At 71.3% G+C, this 23,699-nt stretch carries 24 protein-coding genes; 11 read left to right on the plus strand and 13 right to left on the minus strand.

Features of this window, described 5'->3' with window-relative positions; all coding sequences use genetic code 11:
- The first annotated feature begins 229 nt into the window (after positions 1 to 229).
- From ACWG52_RS25710 to ACWG52_RS25720, 3 genes are all read left to right on the plus strand, one after another.
- A complete protein-coding gene (locus tag ACWG52_RS25710; protein ID WP_453126056.1) occupies positions 230 to 709 on the plus strand; it encodes a diadenosine tetraphosphate hydrolase in 480 nt (159 codons plus the stop codon).
- A gap of 60 nt (positions 710 to 769) precedes the next feature.
- Entirely contained in the window at positions 770 to 1,246 is a 477-nt protein-coding gene (locus ACWG52_RS25715; protein WP_453126058.1) for a hypothetical protein, read from the plus strand.
- Between the two features lie 321 nt (positions 1,247 to 1,567).
- Entirely contained in the window at positions 1,568 to 2,185 is a 618-nt protein-coding gene (locus ACWG52_RS25720) for a DUF4352 domain-containing protein (RefSeq protein ID WP_389816631.1), read from the plus strand.
- A gap of 42 nt (positions 2,186 to 2,227) precedes the next feature.
- On the opposite strand, the gene ACWG52_RS25725 is transcribed toward ACWG52_RS25720, so the two are convergent.
- Positions 2,228 to 2,302, minus strand: coding sequence for a 50S ribosomal protein bL37 (locus tag ACWG52_RS25725; RefSeq protein ID WP_100661309.1), 75 nt, complete (start codon positions 2,300 to 2,302; stop codon positions 2,228 to 2,230).
- Positions 2,303 to 2,428: 126 nt separating this feature from the next.
- Here ACWG52_RS25725 and ACWG52_RS25730 point away from each other — a divergent pair, with 126 nt between their 5' ends.
- Positions 2,429 to 3,067 carry a TRADD-N-associated membrane domain-containing protein gene (locus ACWG52_RS25730; protein ID WP_389816628.1) on the plus strand — a complete coding sequence of 213 codons (639 nt, stop codon included), beginning with the start codon at positions 2,429 to 2,431 and terminating at the stop codon, positions 3,065 to 3,067.
- A 15-nt stretch (positions 3,068 to 3,082) separates the two neighbouring features.
- Positions 3,083 to 3,307, plus strand: coding sequence for a DUF2277 domain-containing protein (locus tag ACWG52_RS25735; protein ID WP_390140160.1), 225 nt, complete (start codon positions 3,083 to 3,085; stop codon positions 3,305 to 3,307).
- A gap of 12 nt (positions 3,308 to 3,319) precedes the next feature.
- Here the strand turns inward: ACWG52_RS25735 and ACWG52_RS25740 are convergent, their stop codons facing one another.
- From ACWG52_RS25740 to ACWG52_RS25755, 4 genes are all read right to left on the minus strand, one after another.
- Complete coding sequence (locus tag ACWG52_RS25740; protein ID WP_389816623.1) at positions 3,320 to 3,826, minus strand: hypothetical protein; 507 nt, start codon at positions 3,824 to 3,826, stop codon at positions 3,320 to 3,322.
- Positions 3,827 to 4,000: 174 nt separating this feature from the next.
- Positions 4,001 to 4,636, minus strand: a complete 636-nt coding sequence (locus tag ACWG52_RS25745) for a DedA family protein (RefSeq protein ID WP_030757731.1) — start codon at positions 4,634 to 4,636, stop codon at positions 4,001 to 4,003.
- Positions 4,637 to 4,921: 285 nt separating this feature from the next.
- Positions 4,922 to 6,583: an alkaline phosphatase D family protein gene (locus tag ACWG52_RS25750; RefSeq protein ID WP_389816620.1), complete on the minus strand. Its 1,662-nt coding sequence runs from the start codon at positions 6,581 to 6,583 to the stop codon at positions 4,922 to 4,924.
- Between the two features lie 94 nt (positions 6,584 to 6,677).
- Positions 6,678 to 7,322, minus strand: coding sequence for an HNH endonuclease family protein (locus tag ACWG52_RS25755; protein WP_389816762.1), 645 nt, complete (start codon positions 7,320 to 7,322; stop codon positions 6,678 to 6,680).
- A gap of 731 nt (positions 7,323 to 8,053) precedes the next feature.
- On the opposite strand from ACWG52_RS25755, the gene ACWG52_RS25760 reads away from it, so the two are divergent.
- Positions 8,054 to 8,581, plus strand: coding sequence for a DinB family protein (locus ACWG52_RS25760; protein ID WP_389816759.1), 528 nt, complete (start codon positions 8,054 to 8,056; stop codon positions 8,579 to 8,581).
- A gap of 1,381 nt (positions 8,582 to 9,962) precedes the next feature.
- Here ACWG52_RS25760 and ACWG52_RS25765 read toward each other — a convergent pair.
- The gene (locus ACWG52_RS25765) at positions 9,963 to 10,646 is read right to left on the minus strand and encodes an HAD-IA family hydrolase (RefSeq protein WP_161292714.1); all 684 of its coding nucleotides are present in this window, start codon (positions 10,644 to 10,646) and stop codon (positions 9,963 to 9,965) included.
- A gap of 134 nt (positions 10,647 to 10,780) precedes the next feature.
- Positions 10,781 to 11,629 (minus strand): peptidoglycan-binding domain-containing protein, encoded by an 849-nt coding sequence (locus ACWG52_RS25770; protein ID WP_453126062.1) that lies wholly within the window; start codon positions 11,627 to 11,629, stop codon positions 10,781 to 10,783.
- A gap of 222 nt (positions 11,630 to 11,851) precedes the next feature.
- On the opposite strand from ACWG52_RS25770, the gene ACWG52_RS25775 reads away from it, so the two are divergent.
- Positions 11,852 to 13,921 (plus strand): DHA2 family efflux MFS transporter permease subunit, encoded by a 2,070-nt coding sequence (locus ACWG52_RS25775; protein WP_453126064.1) that lies wholly within the window; start codon positions 11,852 to 11,854, stop codon positions 13,919 to 13,921.
- 7 nt (positions 13,922 to 13,928) lie between these two features.
- Here the strand turns inward: ACWG52_RS25775 and ACWG52_RS25780 are convergent, their stop codons facing one another.
- Positions 13,929 to 14,441, minus strand: coding sequence for a GNAT family N-acetyltransferase (locus tag ACWG52_RS25780; RefSeq protein ID WP_389816609.1), 513 nt, complete (start codon positions 14,439 to 14,441; stop codon positions 13,929 to 13,931).
- Between the two features lie 108 nt (positions 14,442 to 14,549).
- On the opposite strand from ACWG52_RS25780, the gene ACWG52_RS25785 reads away from it, so the two are divergent.
- Complete coding sequence (locus ACWG52_RS25785; RefSeq protein ID WP_390166941.1) at positions 14,550 to 14,945, plus strand: nuclear transport factor 2 family protein; 396 nt, start codon at positions 14,550 to 14,552, stop codon at positions 14,943 to 14,945.
- Between the two features lie 96 nt (positions 14,946 to 15,041).
- On the opposite strand, the gene ACWG52_RS25790 is transcribed toward ACWG52_RS25785, so the two are convergent.
- Both ACWG52_RS25790 and ACWG52_RS25795 read right to left on the minus strand, forming a co-directional pair.
- On the minus strand, positions 15,042 to 15,374 hold the full coding sequence (locus ACWG52_RS25790) for an antibiotic biosynthesis monooxygenase family protein (RefSeq protein WP_030715302.1): 333 nt from the start codon (positions 15,372 to 15,374) through the stop codon (positions 15,042 to 15,044).
- 156 nt (positions 15,375 to 15,530) lie between these two features.
- Entirely contained in the window at positions 15,531 to 15,734 is a 204-nt protein-coding gene (locus ACWG52_RS25795; RefSeq protein ID WP_030757755.1) for an antitoxin, read from the minus strand.
- Between the two features lie 277 nt (positions 15,735 to 16,011).
- Here ACWG52_RS25795 and ACWG52_RS25800 point away from each other — a divergent pair, with 277 nt between their 5' ends.
- Positions 16,012 to 18,045: a bifunctional glycosyltransferase 87/phosphatase PAP2 family protein gene (locus tag ACWG52_RS25800; protein WP_453126066.1), complete on the plus strand. Its 2,034-nt coding sequence runs from the start codon at positions 16,012 to 16,014 to the stop codon at positions 18,043 to 18,045.
- Positions 18,046 to 18,228: 183 nt separating this feature from the next.
- Positions 18,229 to 19,296 (plus strand): hypothetical protein, encoded by a 1,068-nt coding sequence (locus ACWG52_RS25805; RefSeq protein WP_453126068.1) that lies wholly within the window; start codon positions 18,229 to 18,231, stop codon positions 19,294 to 19,296.
- Here the strand turns inward: ACWG52_RS25805 and ACWG52_RS25810 are convergent.
- Positions 19,259 to 20,527 carry a cytochrome P450 gene (locus tag ACWG52_RS25810; RefSeq protein ID WP_389816596.1) on the minus strand — a complete coding sequence of 423 codons (1,269 nt, stop codon included), beginning with the start codon at positions 20,525 to 20,527 and terminating at the stop codon, positions 19,259 to 19,261. The genes ACWG52_RS25805 and ACWG52_RS25810 overlap by 38 nt on opposite strands.
- A gap of 242 nt (positions 20,528 to 20,769) precedes the next feature.
- Here ACWG52_RS25810 and ACWG52_RS25815 point away from each other — a divergent pair, with 242 nt between their 5' ends.
- A complete protein-coding gene (locus ACWG52_RS25815) occupies positions 20,770 to 21,939 on the plus strand; it encodes a steroid 3-ketoacyl-CoA thiolase (RefSeq protein WP_030390693.1) in 1,170 nt (389 codons plus the stop codon).
- A 138-nt stretch (positions 21,940 to 22,077) separates the two neighbouring features.
- Here the strand turns inward: ACWG52_RS25815 and ACWG52_RS25820 are convergent, their stop codons facing one another.
- Positions 22,078 to 22,482: an aggregation-promoting factor C-terminal-like domain-containing protein gene (locus tag ACWG52_RS25820; RefSeq protein WP_453126071.1), complete on the minus strand. Its 405-nt coding sequence runs from the start codon at positions 22,480 to 22,482 to the stop codon at positions 22,078 to 22,080.
- Positions 22,483 to 22,791: 309 nt separating this feature from the next.
- A complete protein-coding gene (locus ACWG52_RS25825) occupies positions 22,792 to 23,691 on the minus strand; it encodes an ECF transporter S component (protein WP_389816589.1) in 900 nt (299 codons plus the stop codon).
- Positions 23,692 to 23,699: the final 8 nt, after the last annotated feature.

The following is a 23,699-nucleotide window of genomic DNA, read 5'->3' on the forward strand; positions in this document are numbered from 1 at the left end:
CCCGGCGCGGCTTCGGTGCCACCGCCTCACGGCTGCCGGTTCCACGGCAGCACCGGTCGAAGTCTGGAAAGAACAGCAGGTGGTCGAGGCTGCAGACGCTGCTCTTGAGCCTTGGTGGGTCAGTGGGATGTCAGGGCTCTCTTGAGTGCCGAGCTTGGACGGCAAGCTGTCGCATGCACAAGGGCGTGCCGTGGTGGGGTTCGTGATCACTGGCGGATAGGTTCTGGCCATGACTGGTGACTGGCGGAAGGACCGGATCGGAACCGCGCTGCGGGGGCAGAACCCCACGGTGCTCAGGCGCTTGGACGCCGGGTTCGCGGCGATCGGCGATGTGCAGTTCCTGCCGGGCTACTCGGTGTTGCTGGCGGACGACCCGGCCGTGGAGAGGCTGTCGGACCTGCCCCGGGACAGGCGGATGGCGTTCCTGTCCGACATGGAGCAACTCGGAGAAGCGGTCGAACGGGCCTGCCGCCGGCTGGACGGGGCCTTCCGCCGCGTGAACCTGGAGATCCTCGGCAACACCGACGGCTTCCTGCACGCGCATGTATGGCCGCGCTTCTCATGGGAACCGTCCGACCTGGTGCGCAAGCCCGTGTGGCTCTATCCCCGCACCCATTGGAGCGACGAGCAGCACGCGCTCGGCCCACAGCACGACCGACTGCGCGAGGCGATCGGAAGCGAGTTGGACCTGTTGCGCTCGAACCCCTGACGGGAACGGCCAGGAAACGGCCGACGCCTCACCGCACGTTCGCACTGAAGGAAGCCCGCTGTGTCCGCAGGAATCGCTCTGCACTTCGATCGCGTGTCCACCAAGGGCTCGCACAACGACCTCAGGCTGCGCATCGGCTCGTACCGGCAGAAATGCGACTCCTACTACATCGGCCTGGACGAAGAACCCACCGCGCGGGGCGGACTCGGGGCCAGGCTCGCCCGCCTGTTGGAACAGTGGAGTTCTCAGATCGCGGCGCTCAGGAAGGTCGGCGGCGTCGCCTACCTGCCTTTCGACTTCTCCGACCAGTGCACGGCCTGGTTGCGGGTCTCGTCGGAAGACGGGCAGGCCGCGGAGGTCCAGGCCGGTTGGAGCCGGATCGAGGGCTGGGGCATCGCCCCCTCCGACCACCTCGCCGCAGCGGCCCGGGTTCAGGACTTCGAACCGATTCCCAGGGCCCATGTCCACTGCTCACTGGACGACTTGGCGGCCCAGATCGACGCCAACCGTTCCGCACTCGCCGCGACCGGTCCCTAAGGGCTGTCCCGTAATCCCCGGCGGGCGCGCGGCGCCAGCTACGGCACCTCGCCGCGTTGTCGGGATCGCCCAAATACGCCCAGTATGAGGACGACCCTCCGCCTTGCGATGCACCGCATCTGACGCCGCGCGCTGACCCACCGGGGATTACGGGACAGCCCTTAGCGCGACCGCTTCGCCCCGGCCGAGGGGCTTTCGCCGCCGGCGCACCACCCTCGGCGGTGTGCCGGCCGCACGAGGCCGGTTTCGGGCTCGGAATGCCGGGAGAGCTCGGCGGCGGGACAATCGGGATCCGCCGCAAGGTTGAGCCCGGAGGTCGCCATGAGCCCTCAGTCGCCACCGCAGTGGGGGCCTGCCCCGGAGCGTCCGCCGGATCGGCGCGGGTGGTTCGCCCGGCATCGACTGCTCACCGTGCTGATGGCCGTCACCGCCGGGCTCGTGGTCCTGGGGATCGCCGGATCCTTCGCGGGCAAGGAGCCGGTCGCACCGCCGCCGCCCGCCCCGACCGGAGCCGAGGCCGTCACCGATGCCGCGCGTCCGCCCGGGGTGGGGACGCCGGTACGGGACGGGAAGTTCGAGTTCACCGTCACCAGGCTGCAGCCCGGGGTGCGCAACATCGGGGGTGCGTACGGTCAGGACGCGCAAGGGCATTTCTTCCTCGTCCACATGACCGTGAAGAACATCGGTGACAGGGCCCAGACCTTCGACGGCTCCGACCAGGAGCTCATCGACCGCAACGGCAACAAGTACAGCGCGGACACCGCCGCGGCGATCCATCTCGACGGCAGCGAGTCGTTCCTCGAACAGATCAACCCCGGCAACGTCGTCGACGGGATCGTCGTCTTCGACATCCCGAAGGACGCGCATCCCGCGCGCATCGAGTTGCACGACTCGATGTTCAGCGGCGGCACCACCGTCGATCTGACCCGCCGGAGTTGACGGGCGAAGACCCCCGGCCGGTGAGGTCGGGGGTCTTTCGGTTCAGGCGTTGGGGCGCTTGCCGTGGTTCGCCTTCTTCTTCTTGCGGGCCCGACGCTTGTTGCCTCGCTTGGCCATGGTCGTGATCTCCCTCGTCGGCGACAGGTGCATGCCTCGGTCATTCTAGGTTCGGGGTGGTTCATCCGCATTTGGGGAGATGGAGGCTCCCTTGGCCTCCGCTTCGGGGCGTGGGATCGTCGGGGGATGGGCGAGCTCGCGTGGGGTGGGTTGGTCGTGGCCGTGGTCGCCGGCGTGCTGGCGCTGATGGAGCGGTCCCGGGGGCTGGGGTTCGAGCGGAAGCGGGACGAGGAACGCACGCGACTGCTGGCGAGCCTCGCCGAGCCGGAGCAACGGCCCACCGCCCTGCCCGGCGGGGGAAAATTCCAGGACGTCGGGGGGATGCAGCACCCCGCGGCCGAGAGCGGCGAGCGGCGGGACGACTTCACACCGATCCTCGTCGAGTACTACGCCTACGGGCTGACCCAGGCGCGCAGCAGCTTCGCGACCAGCCAGCGGTTCGCCGCGGTCGGGGCGGCGATCCTGCTCTTCGGGGTCGGTCTGGCCGTCTGGAAGGCCGAGGGCGGCGGGGAACTCTACCTGGGGATCGTCACGAGCTCGGCGGGGCTGGTCATCACCCTGATCGGGCAGCTCTTCCACCGACGGGCCGACATCGCGCTCCGGCACATGGCCGACCAGACCGCCTCGCTGCGCGACGACCGGCGGGCAGCCGAGACGACCCAGCAGGCCATCGAGCTGCTGGACACCGTCGAGGACCCGGGGCTGAGGGCCCGCCTCCAAGCCGGTTTGATCATGAAACTTTCCGGGGCCGAGCTGCCCCGGTAGCGGGATAGTAGGGGTATGTGCCGTTCCATTAAGACTCTGCGCCCGCCCGCCATCCCCGAGAAGGCGACCGAGGAAGAGATCCGCGCCGCCGCCCTGCAGTACGTACGGAAGGTGTCCGGATTCCGGGTGCCCGCCGCACACAACCGTGAGGTGTTCGACGCGGCGGTGGACGCCGTCACCGAAGCCACCGCGGCGCTCCTCGACGGGGTGCACGTACGGGGCCAGGCCTCCCCGGCATGACCCGGGCCGAGCCTACGAGGCCGCGGCGCGGCGGCGCATCACCCACACCCCGGCGCCCAGCGCGCCCACGGTGAGGGCGCTGCCGAGGGCGATCTGCCCCGGGCTCATCGAACCGATGCTGCCGCCCGTCCCACCACGCGCCGCACCCGTGGTGACCTGCAGCGACAGGGTGACGCGCTCGCCGCCGGGGCCACCGCACTCGAAGACGACGCGGTGCGCGCCCGGGGTGGCGTTGTTGTAGACGGTGGCGTTGCCGATGAGGCTCGCGGCCGTCTGGTTGCCCGGGGTCAGCCGGGCCTCGCCGAAGGCGGTCGAGGTGACGCGGGCGACCTGCGTCCCACATCCGGCGACATTGAGCGCGACCCGGCCGCCCGGGGCGACGGCGGTGGGGGAGACGGTGGCGGACGGGATGGCGTACGCGACCGTGGCGGGGGCGGCGGCGGCGATGAGGGTCACGGCCGCGACGGTCATCAGGCGGCGTGCTGCTGTGGGCGGTGCGGCGGGCGGTTTGGCGGGCATGGAGAGGACTCCTCGGCTCGTCGAAACGGCGCGGCCGGGCCACGGATGTGACGCGCATTCGGTTGCGCACCGTCCTGAGGACGCTAGGAGCCCAACCCGGGCGCGGCGATCGGGGCCGGGTGAACGGGTGAGTCACTGCTCCGCCCGGGGGAGGGGCCGGGGAGCGGAGTCCGCCTACGCGGCCGTCGCCGCGGCCGGCGGCGGACGGCGGACCAGGAAGGCCGCCAGGGCGCCCGCGGCGAAGAGGGCGACCACCGAGAGGGCGGTACCGAGCCACTGGGTGCCCAGCCACTGCGTACCGAAGTACCCGAGGGCCACGCTGTAACCGGCCCAGGCCATACCCGCCAGTACCGACCAGGGCAGGAACTCCGCCACCTTGCGCTGGGTCTTGCCCGCACCCAAGGACACCACCGAGCGCCCCGCCGGGGCGAAGCGGGCGATGACCACCAAGGCGCCACCACCGCGGGCCAGGGCGGTGCCGAGCCGCTCATGGGCCCGGGTCAGCCGGCGGGAACGAGCGATGGCCCGGTCCAGCCGCGCTCCACCGCGCCGGCCCAGCCGGAACGCCGCCATGTCCCCCAAGACCGACGCGGTCGTCGCGATCACGAGCAGGAGCAGGATGTCCGGCACCTGCTCGGGCACCGGCACCGGCACCGGACCCGCCGCCCCGGCGGCCGCCGCGGCCGCCGCCGCGGTGATCACGAGGACCCCGCTCGGGAGCACCGGGAGGAAGACGTCGAGCACGATGGACAGCGCCACGAGGGCGTAGATCCATGGGCTCGCGGTCAGCGATCCCAGCGTCTCAAACAAAACGGGACTCCCCAGTCCGGTTGACGTGCTGCAACACGAAACGACATGAAGCGACACGAAGCGCCGCGACGTCGCGGGGGAGCGGCAGGAGCGGCTTGACAGCCAGACAGCGTACGCCCGGTGCCCACATCCCGGATGCCCGGGGCGCCCACCCGGTGGGCGCGCCCATGCGCCCGCCGGGACGGACACCGGCCGAGGCCGCCCGCCCGGGATGCCTTCCCGAGCCCCTTCCCCGGGTACGGCCCCGGAACGAAACCACCGCGCCGCCGGAGCCCGCCGCATCCCCTACTCGGCCGGCGCCGTCAGCTCCCGGTCCAACACCGTCACCAGCACGGCCCCCTCCCGCTTCTTGCGCGCCTGATCCAGCCGCAGCCGAGCCGTCCGCCCCGACAGAGCCAGCGTCATCAGCTGGTTCCCGAACCAGGGCCCACCCGTACGCCGCCAGTTCAGCGGCGGCCGCCCCGTACGCCCGTGCAGGGAGAAACCGCGCCCCAGCCACCGCCCCGTCCGCGACCAACCCAGCCGGAAACCCCACTTCACCGCGGTATGGATGGAATTGTGAACCGGCGAGCACGTCAGCTGGAACACCCGCGCCGTACTCGGTATTCGAGGCTCGGCCACATACGCGTGATGCACGTCCCCGGACAGCACGCACACCGTCGACGGCGCCCGAGGCCCCGTCCCGACCTCCTCGATCAGATCCGTCAACGCCGCGAACGAGGCCGGGAACGCCGCCCAGTGCTCCAGATCGCTGCGCCGGCGCAGATCCTCCCCGATCCGCGCCCACCGCGGCCCCCGCTCGCCGCGGCACAACGCGGCGTTCCACGTCTCGGCGTCATGGATCAGCGGCGGCATCAGCCAGGGCAGCGAGGACCCGATCAGCAGATGGTCGTAACCACCGTGCCCGGCCAAGGCGTTCTCCCGCAGCCACTCCTGCTCCACCGGATCGAGCATCGCCCGCCCGTCCTCGGCCAGCACCCGCGCGGCCCGCGTGTCCACCATCAGCAGCCGGGTCCTACCGAAGTCACGCCGGTAGCTCCAGCGCACCGTCCCCGGATCGGCATCCGCCGCGGACGCGAAGGCCTGCAGCACGTCCGTACCGTCAGGGGTCCCTCGTACCGCCTCGTACACCGCGTCGGCCGCCAGCTCGGCGGGGGAGAGATTGCCCAGGTGCTGGTACACCCAGTACGACATCAGTCCACCGAGGACACGCTCGCGCCACCACGGCGTCGCCCGCATCTCCGCCAGCCACGCCGCGCTCGTGTTCCAGTCGTCGATGACGTCGTGGTCGTCGAATATGTGCAGGCTGGGCACGGTCGACAGCAGCCAGCGGATCTCCGGGTCGAGCCAGGACTCGTAATAGAGCCGCGTGTACTCCTCGTAATCCGCGACCTGGGCGCCCGGCGGCTCCCGCAGATCCCGCCGGGCCGCGAGCCACGCCCGGGTCTCCCTCGACAGCGCGTCCGCGTACACCTGGTCTCCGAGCAGCAGCAGGACATCCGGGCGCACCGCCTCCGGGTCCGCGGCCAGCCGCGCCGCGAGGGTGTCGAGCGCGTCCGCGCCGTGCGGCCCGTGTCGGCCCGCGGGCGGCGCGGCCTGCCGGCAGGAGCCGAAGGTCACGCGCAGCCCGGGCCCGGGCCGGCCGGGTCCCGACACGGCCGGAGCGGTGATCGTGCTCGGCGGGAAGCCGCTCTTCGGCAGCGGCCACACCGGCCGGTCGTCGAGCAGCACCTCATAGGCCGTGGTCGCGCCCGGGGTCAGGCCGGTCACCGGCACCAGCGCATAGTGGTGACCGGCTATCTGAAAGGTGCGCGCACTACCGCCCGCCCCGTCCGCGCACCGCACCTCGGCCGTGCACGGGCGGTCCGCCTCGACCCATATCGTGGCCGACCGCCCCGTGTCCCAGTCGACGTGGCGCAGCAGCGGCCCCAGACGCAGTCCGGCCATGCAACTCCCCCTCCTCCGTAGCCCCATCGATCACGGTACGACGGGTGGGGGGAGCCACGCCTCCCCCTGGCGGGGGAAAGATCGGCCGGCTTGGTCAGCAGCCGTTCAGGATGGTGACCAGGGCCGTCTTCTCGCCGGAGTCCATGCTCAGGCCGTAGTACTGCTTCACGTTGACCCACATCCGTGCGTACGTACAACGGTAGGCCGTCCGCGAGGGCAGCCACTTGCCGGGGTCGAGGTCGCCCTTGGCCTGGTTGACGTTGTCGGTGACCGCGATGAGCTGCGGGCGGGTGAGGTCGTTGGCGAACTGCTGGCGCTTGCTCGTGGTCCAGGAATTGGCACCGGAACGCCAGGCCTCGGCGAGCGGGACGACGTGGTCGATGTCGAGGTCGGAGGCCGCGGTCCAGGTGGCGCCGTCGTACTCGGAGTACCAGCTTCCGCTCACGGCGGCGCAGGCGGAGTCCTGGACGACATTGACACCGTCCCGCTTGAGGACGGTCTCACGGGTGTTGCAGCTGCCGGAGACGGTGCTCCAGTGCGGGAAGAGGTCGCGGCTGTAGCCGCTGGTGGACCCCTCGGTCTTCGGGGTGACCGTCGCGAGGTAGGCGCGGGCGGCCGAGGCGCTGATGGGGGCGGGCGGCGCGGCCTGGGCGGCGGGGGCGTTGAGCAGGCCGGTCAGCGAGGCGAGGGCGGCTGCTGATGCGAGCACGCCAATTCGACGCGCGTAGATGCTGGGTATGAGTGCCATGAGGGGCTCCCTGGGTGCGGGGGGTGTGGCCGTGCGGCCCCGGCGGGGCGTGGCCATCGTGGCGGCGCCGGGTATCGCGGGGATGGGCGCCAGGTGACAGCCTGGCGACATGAGCACGTCACATCAAGTCACTCAACGCCCCTGATTTAATCGGAAGTTGACATTCCGCAATCGCGGGAGGGGTCGAAGGGGACCCCGGAGGCGGTTCAGGAGGGATCCAGGAGCGGTCGGGGAGGTTCCCGGCGCGACGCGACGGGGGCGGCCCGGGTCCAGGCAGGCCAGGACGGGCAAGGGTGGGCCGGGGGCAGGTCGGGCCAGGTCAGGGCAGGTCAGGGCAGGTCGGAGCGGCTCTGGGCAGGCCGGAGCGGGTCTGGGCAGGCCGGAGCGGGTCTGGGCGGGTCGGGATCGGGCAGGTGCAGGTGCAGGTGCAGGTGCAGGACCGGGGCCCGGTGCGGCTCACGCCGCGTTCTCGCTGTACGAGGCGATCGCGGGCTGAGCTGACGGTCGTGGCCGGGGCGGGTGAGGCGGATATTTCCTTGCGGGCGGAGAACGTACAGGTCAGGCTCATGCGCGTGACCGACACCGCATCCTCCGCCCGCCCTTCAGTCCGCCCCTCCATCAGCCCCTTCATCGAGCCCGCGCCTCGGGCGGAGCCGGCGCCCGCGCCGGCGCCGGTGACGACGGCTGTGTCCGCCGAGGACCGGCAGTTCGGCTGGTCCAACATGTTCGTCCACCCCGACGAGGACACCCGGACCGACGGCGGATTCCAGGGCGAGCGCGCCGTACTCGCCGGCTACCTGCGCGACCAGCGCCTGACGCTGGAACTCAAGTGCGCGGGCCTCGACGCGGATGCCCTGGCGCGCCGCTCGGTGGAACCGTCCAACCTGTCGCTACTGGGTCTCGTACGCCACCTCGCAGGCGTCGAGCAGTACTGGTTCCGGCAGGTCATGGCAGGCCAGGAGATACGTCGGCACTACCGCTCGGAGGAGGACCGTGCGGGGGATTTCACCGGCGCGGTGGCGGACCCGGCCGTGGTCGCGGACGCGTGGGCCACCTGGCGCGCCGAGGTCTCCTTCGCTGAACAACTCGTGGCGGAGGCACCCGACCTGGACGTCACAGGTAGGGGCGGACATGACGACGGGCCCATGGAACTCCGCGAGGTCCTGGTCCACATGATCGAGGAGTACGCCCGCCACAACGGCCACGCGGACTTCCTGCGCGAACGCATCGACGGGCGAGTGGGGCAGTAGAGGCGGGACGGGACCTGGGGCAACGACCTGCGGGCAGCGGAAGCGGGGCGGGCGGACCGGCGGACGGAGTCGGGTGGTGGGGCGGGGGCTTCGGGGGGCGGGTTCCACTCGGGCGGCATCAGGGTGGGGTATGGGGGTTTCCCGTCAGTCCCATCGTCCCTCCGGGTCGGGCCGGTCCCTCAAGGGCGCTCCTTCGTCGCGTCGCTTCGCGATGGCCTGCGGCCACCCTTGACCGACCGTCCCGCCCCGGAGAAACGAAAGACTGCCGAGAAGCCCCCAAAAGAACGAGCCGGTCGAAGCTTTCAGGGACGGGGAGATCACAGCCCCTCAGGGAGATCCGGGTGGGCACGGCCCCGAGGCGAGGCCCACAGGAAGCCGGCCGGGTTCGGGGGAAGCGCGCCCGATCGCTACACGCTCCCCACCTCTCAGCGTCTCCAGCCCGTCCTGGGCCGGACATAGGCCGCCCACTGCCACGCCCCGACCCTCGACCTGCGTCCGACGACCGCCTGGGGTGGGAGATAAGCCGCCCACGACATCGGTTCGTTCCTCGATATGCGTCCGACGACCGGCTGTGGCGGGCACAGGCCGCCTCAGATCGCCACGCGCCTCTCCATCACCGCGACCACCGGCCGTCAGGGGCTGACGAGGCGAGCTGGGAGGAGTGGACGGCCGACAGCGCGGCTGATCCGTCGTGGATCCAGGTCAGCGCGACGGCGACACCACAAACCCATGCCCGAACAGGGGCAATTGAGGCAAACTGTCGGCCCTTTCGGCCGCTCACCTCCACTGACCCCAATCCACCACGACATGGCCGCGTTCCCGTGCCTTTTCACCCCCGACAGCCTCCGGACGCCTCCCACGAGAAGCGCTTACGGGTTATGGGCGGCCTGTGCCCGGCGACAAACAGCCGTCGGACGCGGTGAGGGGGAAGGTGCGGGGTGGTGGGCGGCCTATGTCCAGCCCAAGGCGGTCGTCGGACGCTGAGACGTCAGGAGCGCGTAGCGATCGGGCGCGCCCGTCACCCCCGGTGGGCCTTCGGCGGGCGCCGTCTCGGGGCCGTGCCCACGGGGATCGGGTCGGGCATCTCCGACCACCGCGCCCCTCGTGCCTTGGACCGGCTCGTTCTTTTGGGGGCTTCTCGGCAGTCTTTCGTTTCTCCGGGGCGGGACGGTCGGTCAAGGGTGGCCGCAGGCCATCACGCAGTGACGCGACGAAGGAGCGCCCTTGAGGGACCGGCCCGACCCGGAGGGACGATGGGACTGACGGGAAACCCCCATACCCCACCCTGATGCCGGTCGAGTGGGCCCCGCTCTTCGGAGCCGCCGCCCAGCGTCACGGTGCTGTCCGGTCGGCTCCCGGGCCTTTCGGCTTCCGTTCGGGGTCAGGCTTCCGGGTGGAGCGTGATGGTGATCGAGCCGTCCGGGGTGGTCGTGACCTGGAGTGCCGTCAGGTCCGGGACGTGGGCGGTCGGGGCGTGGGCGGCTGCGCGGGGGCCTACGCCGATCACGCGCATGCCCGCCGCCCGGCCCGCGGTGATGCCTGCGGCCGAGTCCTCGAAGACGATGCAGTCGGCAGGGTCCACGCCCAGTGCGGCGGCGCCCATGAGGAAGCCCTCGGGGTCGGGCTTGCTGGCCTGGACGGACTCGGCCGTGACGCGTATCTCGGGCATGGGTAGGGCGGCGGCCGTCATCCGGGCCGTGGCGAGGGCGGTGTCCGCGGAGGTGACCAGGGCGTGCGGCAGGCCGTCGAGCGCCGCCATGAACTCCGGGGCGCCCGCGACCGGGACCACGCCGTCGGTGTCGGCCGTCTCGCGGGCCAGCATCACCGCGTTCTCGGCGTGGTTGAGCTCCATGGGGCGGTCCGGCAGCAGTACCGCCATGGTGGCGTAGCCCTGGCGACCGTGGACGATCTTCATGGCCGCCTGTGGGTCCAGCCCGTGGGAGACCGCCCATTCGCGCCAGCAGCGTTCGACCACCGCGTCGGAGTTGACGATCGTGCCGTCCATGTCCAGGAGCAGGGCCTTGGCGGTGAGGGCGACGGGTGCGGTGGTGGTGCTGGCCGGCATCGGCGGGGCTCCAGACGGGGCGGGAAAGAGAACAAGTGGTTCCGTCCACCGGTCAGGGAATGAGGACGGAACCACTTTGTTCCCTCACGATACAAAACAAAGGGCGGTCCGCGCCACCGACGGACATGTGACGCTCATCCCTCCAGAGCCTTGCGGGTCACCGGCCCGTAGAAGCCCCACTCCTGATCGTCGATGCCCTTGTCGTACTGGAACTCCGACACAGCTTCTTCCACCCGCCAGTCGAAGCGGCCGTTGATCCGGCCCCGGTACAGGCCCTGCGCCGCCAGCAGCCGCTGGAGCTTCTCCACCTCCGCACCCGAGTCCCCGCGGCGCAGGGTCGGTGCCTGCGCGGGCGGCGGGGCGGTGGAACGGCTCGCGCTCGGCGACGGGCTGGGGGACGGGGGCGCCGAGGTACGGGACGCGGACGGCGACGGGGACGGGGACGCCGACTTCGAGGCGCTCGGCGACGGGGAGGCCGAGCGGGACGGGCTGCCCTTGGTCGGGGACGGGCTCGCGGAGGGCGCGGCCGGGGCGGCGCTCGTCACGGGCGTCGAGGCCTTCGCCTCCAGCAGCGTGTTGTCGCTCTTGGGGGAACTCGGGAGCGCCCACACCGCCACGGCCGTCCCGCTGAGGGCGACCGCCGCCGCGGCGCCGATCAGCAGCGCGAGCGGCTTTCGGGCGGCCGGGCCGGTCCGCTTCTCCGGGCCCCCGCCCCCGCCCCCACCCCCTCCCGTTTCGCTGTCGTACGTGTGGCCCGCTGCCGGGATCGTCCGGAGCTGGACCGTCTCGTCCCGGTTGCGTGCGTAGGCGGGCCCGGCGGGCTCCGCGGGCCACGGCCCGGCCTGCGGAGGCACGGGTATCCCGTACGCCGGTGTGTCGTCCCGCGCCGGTACGGGCGCCGGATGCGGGTCCGGGGTCACCACGCCGGACACCTGCTGCGGGGACACCGGGGCGTCCGGCTCGCCGGGGTCGGGCAACGTCACGTACGGGCGGATGCGCAAAGGGTTGAAACCCACACCCGGCACGCACCCGCAGCCTGCGCCGGCGGCGCCGCATTCTGGACAGTGCTGACGGCTCACTGGACTCCCTCCCTGGCTATTGCCTGCGATTATGCAGACCCGCAGGAGCCCTCCCAACCGTCCGAGAGGCCATAACCGGACACACCGCTCAGGATGGAGATGTTGATCCGGCCTGAGGAGGTATCGATGGCTCAGGATGTGACCGCGAAGGGCCCGGGCCCCGTTCCCGACCCGGACAAGACCGGCCCCGCCACCGAGCACGCCTCCCGCGAGGTACTCGTCTCCATCGGAGCACTGCTGCTGGGCCTGCTGATCGCCGCGCTCGACCAGACCATCGTCTCCACCGCCCTGCCGACCATCGTCAGCGACCTCGGTGGCATGGCGCACCTGTCCTGGGTCGTCACCGCCTACATGCTCGCCTCCACCGCCGCCACCCCCCTGTGGGGCAAGCTCGGCGACCAGTACGGACGCAAGAAGCTCTTCCAGTACGCCATCGTCCTCTTCCTCATCGGGTCGGCACTGTGCGGGATCGCCCAGGACATGCCCCAGCTCATCGGCTTCCGCGCCTTGCAGGGCCTGGGCGGCGGAGGGCTGATCGTGCTGTCGATGGCGATCGTCGGAGACATCGTCCCGCCGCGCGAACGAGGCAAGTACCAGGGCCTCTTCGGTGGTGTCTTCGGTGCGACCAGCGTCCTCGGCCCGCTCCTGGGCGGCCTGTTCGTGGACAACCTGTCGTGGCGCTGGGTCTTCTACATCAATCTCCCCATCGGTCTCGTCGCGCTCGTCGTCATCGCCGCCGTCCTGCACATCCCGGCGCGCTCCTCGAAGCACACCATCGACTACCTCGGCACCTTCCTCATCGCTTGCGTCGCCACCTGTCTCGTGCTCATCGCCTCCCTCGGCGGTACCTGGGGCTGGGGCTCGGCCCGGATCATCGGCATCGCCGTCCTCGGTGCCTTCCTGCTCGCCTGCTTCCTCGTCGTGGAGCGCAGGGCCGCCGAACCCGTCCTGCCGCTCGGTCTGTTCCGTATCCGCACCTTCACCCTCTGTTCGGCGATCAGCTTCGTCGTCGGCTTCGCGATGTTCGGCGCGATGGTCTACCTGCCGACCTTCCTCCAGGTCGTCCAAGGCGTCTCACCGACCATGTCGGGCGTCCACATGCTGCCGATGGTGATCGGCATGCTGCTCACCTCCACCGTCTCCGGGCAGATCGTCAGTCGGACCGGGCGCTGGAAGGTCTTCCCGATCGCGGGCACGGCGGTGACCGCGCTCGGTCTGCTCCTCCTGCACCAGTTGCACCGCACCAGCTCCACCTGGGAGATGAGCGTCTACTTCTTCGTCTTCGGTGCCGGACTCGGTCTGGTCATGCAGGTGCTCGTCCTGGTGGTGCAGAACGCGGTCAGCTACGCCGACCTCGGTGTCGCCACCTCCGGTGCCACCTTCTTCCGCTCCATCGGCGCCTCCTTCGGCGTCGCCATCTTCGGCACGGTCTTCACCTATCAGCTCGACGACAAGCTGGCCGCCTCCCTCGCGGGCGCCACGCTGCCGGCCGGTGCGAGCGTCGCGCAGCTGGAGGCGGACCCGCGGGCCATCGCCGCGCTTCCCGCCGATCTGCAACCCCGGGTGCTCGACGCCTACGCCACCGCGATCACCGACGTGTTCCTCTACGCGGTGCCGATCGTGCTGATCGCCTTCGTGATCGCCTGGTTCCTGAAGGAGGACAAGCTCCGCGGCTCGGTCACGGCCCCCGACGTGACGGAGACCTTGGCCTCCAACCCCGTCCAACGCTCCTCCCACGACGAGGTCGCCCGTGCGCTGTCGGTCCTCGGTACCCGTGAGGGCCGCCGGCACGTCTACGAGAAGATCACCGAGAAGGCGGGCTACGACCTGCTGCCCGCCTCCAGCTGGCTGCTGCTGCGGATCAAGAGGTACGGCTCCGTGGAGCCCGCGATGCTCGCCGAGCGCACCAATGTGCCGTTGAAGGTCGTCACGGACGCCGCGCGCCAGATCGAGGAGCGCGGGCTCGCCGTCCGGGACGGGCTGCCGTTGGTCCTGACGGACCAGGGGCGTGTGAGCGCCGCGAAGCTGGCGCAGGCCCGGGAGGAGTCGCTCGCCGAGCTGCTCGGCGATTGGTGGGGCCCGGACCGTCCGACCGACCTGGTGAAGTTGGTGAAGCAGATCAACGCGGAGTTGTGCGGGTCCGATGCCGAGGAGCCCTACGACACCTTGCCGCGGCGGGACCACGCCGCTCCCTAGCCGTCCGCTAGGCCAGGTGCTTCTCGAACCAGTGCTCCGCGTACGGGCCGGAGTTGTAGGCCGGTATTTCCGCATACCCGTGGCGCGCGTACAACGTCCGGGCCTCGACGAGGTCGGACCGGGTGTCCAGGCGGACCCGCTCGGCGCCGAGCGCTCGGGCCTGCGTTTCCAGGGCCTGCAGCAGAGCCGCCCCGCCGCCGGTGCCGCGGGCGCGCCGGTCCACGTACACCTTGGTGAGCTCGGCGGTCAGGGGGTCGAGCAGCCGGATGCCGCCGCACGCCAGGGGCTCGCCGTCGAGTCTGCCGACGACGAACTGCCCCGTCGGCGGGACGAGCCCGTCGTCCGGGAAGTCCAGCAGCCCTTGGTCGATCTCGGTCTCGGTGACCTGCCGTTTCCAGTACCGGCCGGCGACCTCGGCGTAGTACGCGCGGCGCAGGGCGGTGGCGTCCCGGGTGGTGAACGATTCGGGGGTCACGGTCCACGACAGGGTGGGGGTGAGGTGTTCGCTGTGAGTGGTCATGGCGTCATTGTGGAGTGGGCGGGGGATCTCCCGCGTGGAATATCCACAAGGCCGGGCCGATGATAGGAAAAAGGACATTCCCTGCGTACCCCGGAGGGTGGGAACGCCATGTCAGAGCATCCCGACTGTGCCCTGGTCCGCCGCGGCTACGAGGCCTTCGGCAAGGGCGACATGGAGACGATGAGCACGTTGCTGACGGCCGACGTCATCCACCACGTGCCGGGCAGCAACCCGTTGTCCGGGCACCACAAGGGGCGGGAGAACGTCCTGGACCTCTTCCGTCGCCTCGGCACGGAGACGGACGGCACCTTCCAGGTGGATCTGGAATCGGTGTTGGCGGACGGGCGCGGGCACGTGATGAGTTTCCACACGGTGCGCGCCGACCGCGGTGACCGCGGCATCGAGATCCGCCAGGGGCTCTTCTTCACGATCATCGGCAACAAGATCACCGATATCGACCAGTGCACCGCGGACATCGACGAGGAAGACACCTTCTGGAGCTGAGCCGCCCCCTCGTGAGGTCGGGGCCGGCGCGCCACGGGCCCGGTTCGGGGCCCGGTCCGACACCCGGGCCGGGCCCCGACCCGGGCCCGAATCGCGTCAGGCCTGCTTCGGCGCCGCCTGCTGCACGACCTCGAACGACCACACCGTGGACGCGGAAGCCGCCGGCTTCGGCCGCTCGCCGCCACCCTCACCGCCGCCCTGGTGGGCGGCCTTCATCGGGCCCTCCATCCACGCCTGGAAGTCCTCCTCCGAACGCCAGCGCGTGTAGACGAGGTACTGGTCCGTGCCCTCCACGGGGCGCAGCAGCTCGAACCATTCGAAGCCGTCCGAGCTCTCCACCGCCCCGGCCCGGGAGGCGAAGCGCTTCTCCAGGATCTCCCGCTGCTCGGCGGGAACCGTCAGTGCGTTGATCTTTACGACGCTGGGCACAGGACACCTCTCATGGAACGCGGGCCGGGCGGTATGCCCGGCCTCGACGACATGCGTGCAGTTTCCTACATCAGCCCGCACATCCGCCCGGGGGACCGCACCGTGGTGCGGTCCCCCGGGCGTGGTCCTTGCGCCCCACCGGTCCGGAAGCCCGATTCAGGGCTGCGGCGGACGGGTCTGCCCAGGCGCGGGCGGCTCCTTGCCGATCTGCTCGTTGAGCTTCTGCTGCGCCGTGTCGACCTGGCTCTGGTACTTGTTACCGGTCTTCGCGTCGAAGGCGTCCCCGGCCTTCTCGACGCCTTGGCGGGCCTGGTCAGGGTGTCCCTTGATGAGGTCCTTGAGCTTGTCAAGCATGGACATGAGCCGTCCTCTCCACGGAATGCCTGTCCACCTCAGCTTCGCCATGAAGTCCGGTGTCCGCACCCGGAGAGCCCGTCGGGTCCCCGTCGGGTCCCCGGCTCGCCCCGGATGCCCGGGGCGAGGAACGGGCCGCGCGGGTCGGCGGGCCCGTCCTTCCGCGCGATGCCCGTGAGGGCCGTCCGACGCGTCCCGTGGGGGATATCGTCGTGCGGGTAATGGAGCGCGGCAGCCAGGCGAAGTCAGGGTTGCGGTCAACATGGCGGGAGGCCGGCGAGGCGTGGCTAACGCGGCAGAGCACAGCGGTGCGAACGGACATGCCGGAGTCATAGGCGATCACGGCAGGCTCGGGGCGGCCCGGCTCCTCCTGTGGGCGCTGGCCGGTGCTCTCGCCGTCAGACAGGCCGTCGTCGTGCTGCGGATGCCACCGGGCGAGTGGCTGAGCGGCTTCCACCTCCCCGGCGGCCTGCCCGGATCGGTCTACGACACCGGCCAGTTCTCCGGCACCCCCTTCGCCGGGCTCGTCCTCAAGCCGCTGGTCGGCCTCGCCGCCCCGTCGCTGGAGGTCGCCTGGACCTGCGTGACGCTGCTGTGCGTCGCCGTCATCGGTCTCGTCGCCGCCCGCGGCCTGCCCGACCCGGTGCCGCGGCGCACCGCGCTCCTCGCAGCGCCCGTGCTCACGGCGCTGATGATGGTCTCGCTGCCCGTCCGCGAGGCCGCCTCGCCCGGCGGGACCGCCGTCCTGCCCGTGCTGCTGGTGCTGCTCGCCGTGTTCCGTGTCCCGGGAGAGCGGCCCGCCGGCTTCCTCGTCGGCCTCGCCGCCGCGCTCCAGCCCGCACTGCTGCTGTTCGCCCCGCTGCTGTGGCTGACCGGACGCCGCCCCACCGCGCGCACCGCCGCCGTGACCTTCGCCGGAGCCACCGCGCTGTCCTGGGCGGCCATGCCGCGCGACTCGTGGACGTACTGGGTCGAGCACCTGGCCGGTACCGGCATCGGCGGCGCCCCCGCCGGCCTCGCCAACCAGTCCGTGCACGGCGCGCTGCTGCGCCTCGGCCTGACCGGACCCGCCGAGATCCTGCTCTACGGCGCCCTCGCGGCCGCCATCGTCTGGATCGGCCTGCGCCGCGCGGTCCGCTACGCCCGCGACGGCCAGCTGCTGCTCGCCGTCGCCGTCACCGGCTGCGTGGCCGTCGCCGTGTCCCCGACCGGCTGGCGCCACCAGCTGCTCTGGGTGCTCCTCGCCGTCGCCGGCAAGGTGGGCGAGCGGGCCGCCGACCGGCGCGTGTGGCCGGTGGCCGTGGTCCTCGCCATGACCCTGCCGAGCACGATGCTGCTGCCGAACCTGGCCGCGCTGGCCCCCGTACGCGACAACGTGCCGCTGCTCACCGCCGTGGCCGCGGCCTGCGCGGTACCGTTCCTGCACCGCTCGTCGGCGTACTGGCGCGAGCCCGTACCCACCGACCACGGGCAGCCCGCGGTGGCCCGCTGGGCGCGGGTTCCGCTGCTGCCGTTCTGGCGGCGCGTGCTGTCCCGCCCGAACCTGCTGCTGGAACTCCTGCTGATACGGGTCGGCTACTCGCTCTACTCGCACATCCGGGCCGCCGCGCCCACCAGCCGCAGCCTCGCCGAGGGCAACGGCGGCCAGATCCACGGCATCGAGAAGGCGCTCGGCATCGACATCGAGCACGCCGTGAACCACGCCGTGGTGAACACGCCCTGGCTGGAGGCGTTCTTCAACTTCTACTACACCTCCTTCCACTTCGTCGTCCCGCTGACGATCCTGGCGGTCCTGTACTGGCGGCGCCCCGGCGACTACCGCTGGGCCCGGGCCTCCCTGGGCCTGGCCACCGTCCTGGCGCTCGTCGGTTTCTGGCTCTACCCGCTCGCGCCGCCGCGCCTGATGCCGGGCCTCGACTTCATCGACACCGTGCACGGGCCGCAGGACCTGGCGAACCCCTCGTACGGGGCCATGACCGCGATCTCCAACCAGTACGCGGCGATGCCCTCGCTGCACTTCGGCTGGTCGCTGTGGTGCGGGATCGTGATCGTGGTGCTGGCGCCCAAGGGCTGGCAGAAGCTGCTCGGGGCGCTGCACCCGCTGATCACGGTGTGCGCGATCGTGGCCACCGCCAACCACTGGGTGCTGGACGCCGTGGGCGGGGCCGTGGTCGTGTCCGCCGGCTTCGGGCTCGTGTACGTGTTGTCCGGGCCGCGGGGGCTGCAGGTGAACCTGCCCGAGCAGCGGCAGGGCGCGGGGGCGGAGTCGAGCGAGGGGGAGATGAAGCTGCGGGCCGGGGCGCGGGCCTCCTCGTAGCGGCGCGCCGCGGCCGGTCAAGGGCCCGGTGCCGGTCCCGGTGCCGGGCCCGGTTCCTTCCGCCGGGCGCGCCGGCCGGGGCGGTGCCAGCATCGGGTCATGACTGCGAAGCCGATGCGGCCGACGGGAGGCGCGTACGGGGGCGGACCCGACGGGCGTGCCCGGACGCGGGCGGGCTGACACGTGGGCGACTGGTACCAGCGTCAGATCGTCGAGCCGGGCAAGCAGCCGCTGCTCTGCCTGCTGCTGGGCTTCCTCGGCGCGTTCCTCTTCATCCGGATCAGCGTGCGGTTGATCCGGGCGCAGGTCTCCTGGTGGCCGAAGAACGTCACGCCGGGCGGACTGCACATCCACCACGTGGTGTTCGGCGTGGTCCTGATGATCGTGGGTGGGTTGGGGCTGGCCTCCCCGACCGGGAACAAGCCTCCGTGGGCCGAGATCGACGCGGCGGTCTTCGGCATCGGGACGGCGCTGGTGCTCGACGAGTTCGCGCTGATCCTGCACCTGAAGGACGTGTACTGGTCCGAGGAGGGCCGGCTCTCCGTGGACGCGGTGGTGGTCGGGGCGGCGGCGTGCGGGCTGCTGTTGCTGGGGGCGTCGCCCTTCGGCGTCGACGACGCCTCGGAGGGCGGAGCGAGGGCCTCCGCCTGGACGTACATGGTGGTGGTCGCCGTGAACGCGGGCTTCGTGCTGGTGACGCTGGCCAAGGGGAAGATGTTCACCGGGCTGCTGGGGATCCTCGTACCGGTCTTCGCGCTGGTGGGGGCGGTGCGGCTGGCCCGGCCGGGGTCACCGTGGGCGCGGGCGCGGTATCCGCCGGCGGGCGGAAGGAACGGCGGGCGCGGGTACGGGAGGAGAGGGAGGGGTGGCAGCGGCGGGTGCGGGTGCGGGTGTACGACGCGGTTGCGGGGCGGCCGTCCCAGCCGTAGCCCTGGCCGGGCCGTAGCCCTGGCCGGGCGGTGGCGGTGGCGGTGTCGTTGGCCTTGGCCGGGCCGGGGCGGGGCGGGGAGGCCGAAGGGGCGCCGGGGCATACGCTGCCCCGGCGCCCCTTCGGCTGGATCGCCGCTGCTTGTGAGGATCACTCCGTTCGGGCCGGGCCGCCACTCGAACGGGTGCGGCGCCGTTGCCGGGGGCGCCGCCCCCTACCCCCGCGCCTCAAACGACGGCGGGGCTGAGAGAGCGCCTCAAGCGCCGGCGGGGCTGAAGGGGTGTCTCAGGCGCCGGTGGGGTTGGGGTGGGGGGAGTGGGTGACGCGGAGTTCCTTGATGCCGTTGAGCCAGGCCGCGCGGAGGCGGCGTGGGGGAGCGTCCGTGAGGTGGAGGTTCGGGAGGGCGTCGGCCAGGGCGTTGAAGATCAGGTCGATCTCCATCACGGCGAGGGACTTGCCGAGGCAGAAGTGCGGCCCGCCGCCGCCGAAGCCCAGGTGGGGGTTGGGGTCGCGGGTGATGTCGAAGACGTCCGGGTCGGTGAAGACCTCGGGGTCGTGGTTGGCGGAGGAGTAGAACATCCCCACCCGGTCGCCCGCCTTGATCTTCTGGCCGCCCAGCTCGGTGTCCTGGGTGGCGGTGCGCTGGAAGGACACCACCGGGGTGGCCCAGCGCACGATCTCCTCGGCGGCGGTCGACGGCCGCGTCGCCTTGTACAGCTCCCACTGCTCGGGGTGGGTGAGGAAGGCGTGCATGCCGTGGCTGATGGCGTTGCGCGTGGTCTCGTTGCCCGCGACCGCCAGCAGCAGGACGAAGAAGCCGAACTCGTCGGAGCCTAGGTTGCCCTGGCCCTCGGCGGCCACCAGCTGCGTGACGATGTCCTTGGCCGGACACTCCTTGCGCTGCGCGGAGAGGTTCATCGCGTAACCGATGAGCTCCATGGCCGCGTTGGAGCCGACCTCCTCGGTGATCGCGTACTCCGGGTCGTCGTAGGCGATCATCTTGTTCGACCAGTCGAAGATCTTCGCGCGGTCCTTCTGCGGTACGCCGATCAGCTCGGCGATGGCCTGCAGCGGGAGCTCGCACGCCACCTGCGTCACGAAGTCGAAGCTGCCGTCGGCGGCCGTGGCCGCGGCCTCCTCGACGATCTTCCGGGCGCGGTCGCGCAGGGCTTCCTCCAGGCCGCGGATGGCCCGCGGGGTGAAGCCGCGCTGCACGATCTGGCGTACGCGCGTGTGTTCCGGCGGATCCATGTTCAGCATGATCAGGCGCTGGGCATCTATCGCATCACGCTGGATGTGCTCGTTGAATCGGATGATCGCGGTGTTGGTCGTCGAGGAGAACAGTTCCGGGTGCGTGGAGACGTACTTGACGTCCGCGTGCCGGGTCACTGCCCAGTAGCCCTCGTCGTCGAAGCCGGTGACGCCCCGCCGCTGCGGGCACCACCACACGGGTGCGGTCTGCCGCAGCTGCGCGAACTCCGGGAAGGGGACGCGGCTTTGGAGCAGGTCTGGGTCGGTGGCGTCGAAGCCTTCGGGCAGTGCGGGGCAGGACATCGGGCAACTCCAAAGTCTGACGGACCATCAGAAGTTGGCTTGAAGGTAATAACGAGTTCTAGAAGTGACAAGGGTCGCGGCGCCAACTGTTGCGTGTGGAATCCGTGCAGGGCGCGTGCAAGACCCTTGCGTGCCGGGGCCTCAGGTCATAAGACTGCGGGGAGAACTAGAACGCGTACTAGTTCGGGGCGGGGCGCCGGGACGGCCCGCCGTGCTGACGCAGTGCAGGAGAGGACGAGCTCATGGCCGCGGAACCCGTCATTGTCGAAGCCGTACGCACCCCCATCGGTAAGCGCGGGGGCGCTCTCGCCAACCTCCATCCCGCCTACCTGCTCGGTGAGACCTACCGCGAGCTGCTGGCCCGTACCGGAATCCAGCCCGACTGCGTGGAACAGATCGTCGGCGGCACCGTGACGCACGCCGGCGAGCAGTCGATGAATCCGGCCCGCAACGCCTGGCTCGCCATGGGGCTCCCGTACGAGACCGCCGCGACGACGGTGGACTGTCAGTGCGGCAGCTCGCAGCAGGCCAACCACATGGTCGCCAACATGATCTCCGGCGGGGTCATGGACATCGGCATCGCCTGCGGCGTCGAGGCCATGAGCCGTGTGCCGCTCGGGTCCGGATCCAAGCACGGCCCCGGGAAGCCCTTCCCGGACGAGTGGAACGTCGACCTCCCCAACCAGTTCGAGGCCGCCGAGCGGATCGCCCGCCACCGGGGCCTGTCCCGCGAGGACGTCGACCGGCTCGGACTCCTCTCCCAGGAGCGGGCCGCGGCCGCCTGGGCCGAGGAGCGGTTCAAGCGCGAGACCTTCGCCGTGCAGGTGCCGACCACCGAGGAGGAGCAGGCCGCCGGGCAGGGCATGTGGCGCCTGGTCGACCGGGACGAGGGCCTGCGCGACACCAGCATGGAGGCGCTGGCCCGGCTCAAGCCGGTCATGCCCACCGCCGTGCACACCGCCGGGAACTCCTCGCAGATATCCGACGGCGCCGCCGCGGTGATGTGGGCCTCGCGCAAGATGGCCCGCGCCCTCAAGCTCAAGCCGCGCGCCCGGATCGTCGCCCAGACCCTCGTCGGCGCCGACCCCCACTACCACCTGGACGGGCCCATCGACGCGACGCGGGCCGTGCTCGGCAAGGCGGGGATGTCACTGCGGGACATCGACCTCGTCGAGATCAACGAGGCCTTCGCCTCCGTGGTCCTGTCCTGGGCGCAGGTCTTCGACCAGGACCTGGAGAAGGTCAACGTCAACGGCGGAGGGATCGCGCTCGGCCACCCCGTCGGCGCCACCGGCGCCCGGCTGATCACCACGGCGCTGCACGAGCTGGAGCGCCGTGACAAGGAGTTCGCGCTGATCACCATGTGCGCGGGAGGCGCGCTGGCGACCGGCACGATCATCCAGCGCCTGTGAGGCGCCCCTGAGTCCCGTGGGATGGGATGCAGAAGGCCCCGGCGGCCGGACCTGGGGAGGCCGGCCACCGGGGCCTTCGTACGTCTGCGTGCTGCGTGCTGCGTGCTGCGTGCCGCGTGCCGCGTGGTGCCTGCCGGCTCAGTACCAGTGGTTGGCGGACCAGAAGTTCCAGGCGCCGACGGGGCTGCCGTAGCGGTCGTTCATGTAGTCCAGGCCCCACTTGATCTGGGTGGCGGGGTTGGTCTTCCAGTCCGCGCCGGCGGAGGCCATCTTCGAGGCCGGGAGGGCCTGGGCCAGGCCGTACGCGCCGGAGGACGGGTTCGTCGCGGTGTGGTTCCAGCCGCTCTCGTGCGAGATGATCTTGTCGAAGGCGGCGAACTGGGCCGGGTCCTTGATCATCTGCTGCGCGATCGCCTTGGCGCTCGTCGGGGCCGCCTGGGCGGGAACCGTGGCGAGCATGGAACCGGCGACACCGAGGGCGACGACGGTGCCCGCGAGGGCCTTCTTGGAAGCGGCGATGCGGCGGATGACGGTGTTGGGCACGGAGGAAACCTTCCGACGGGGACAAGGGCGGTCGCACGCATGTCGAAGACACGCGTGAGCCACTCACGCAAAGGAGAGGGGTTCGTCGGCGGCGGTGAAGTACCTGAAGTACCCCTGCCGCCTTGCGACTCATCCAGTTCTACAGACGCCCCGACGGCCTGGCAAAGGTCGCTCCTACTAGCGCTCCTCGCAGCAAGGGGCCGGCCGTGGGCCCCGCACCCCGGCGGCGGGCCGGGCCGGAGGCCTACTAGCCGCCCTCGTATGTGACCTGGGCCCTATGGGGCGTGTCACCGGGGGAGGGCCCGAATGTCACCCTCCGCTCCCGTTCGTACCCCTTTCGAGGGCCGGTTCGGGCTCCGCTCCCGTCCCTGGAGCGAAGGCGACGGGGGCGTCGAAGGCGGCTTTACGGGTCGCCCGGCGCAGCGCCTTCAGCAAGGTCGCCCCGAGCGTGAGGGTCAGTACGACCGTCAGCACGGCCCGGCCCAGGTCCCAGCCCATCGAGGTCGCCAGGCAGTACGCGGCGAACCGCGCCAGGTTCGCGGTCACCGGCTCCCCCGGATGGAAGGAGATGCCCTGCCCCATGCCCTGCAGCAGCACCCAGCCCTGCAGATTCATGATCGTGCCGTACGCGAACGCGCCCACGCAGCCGTACGCCGCCAGCATCAGCAGCTCCGCCCGGCCCCGGATCCGCTCCGCGCCCGGCAGCAGCCCGGCCCCCAGCGCGAACCAGCCCATCGCCAGCATCTGGAACGGCATCCACGGCCCGACCCCGCCCGTCAGCAGGGCGGAGGCGAACATCGTCACCGAGCCCAGGACGAAGCCGAAGCCGGGACCGAGCACGCGCCCGCTCAGCACCAGCAGGAAGAACATCGGCTCCAGCCCGGCCGTACCCGCGCCCAGCGGTCTCAGCGCCGCCCCCACGGCGGCGAGGACACCGAGCATCGCCACCGCCTTCGCGTCCATGCCGTTGTCGGCGATGGTCGCGACGACCACCGCCACCAGCAGCGGAAGCAGCGCGGCGAAGAGCCAGGGGGCGTCCTGCGAGTGGGCGAGGCCCGACTGGCGGTCGGCGAGCAGCGGCCAGCCGAAGGCGGCGATGCCGATGAGGGTGACGAGGACCAGGGCGACGGCGGCGCGGGGACCGATACGGACAGGGCGCGTGGGGCGGGTGGAGCGGGTGCGGCGTACGGGGTGCGTGGGTCTGTTCACCGGGCCGC

This window comes from Streptomyces sp. CLCI03, assembly GCF_053615355.1.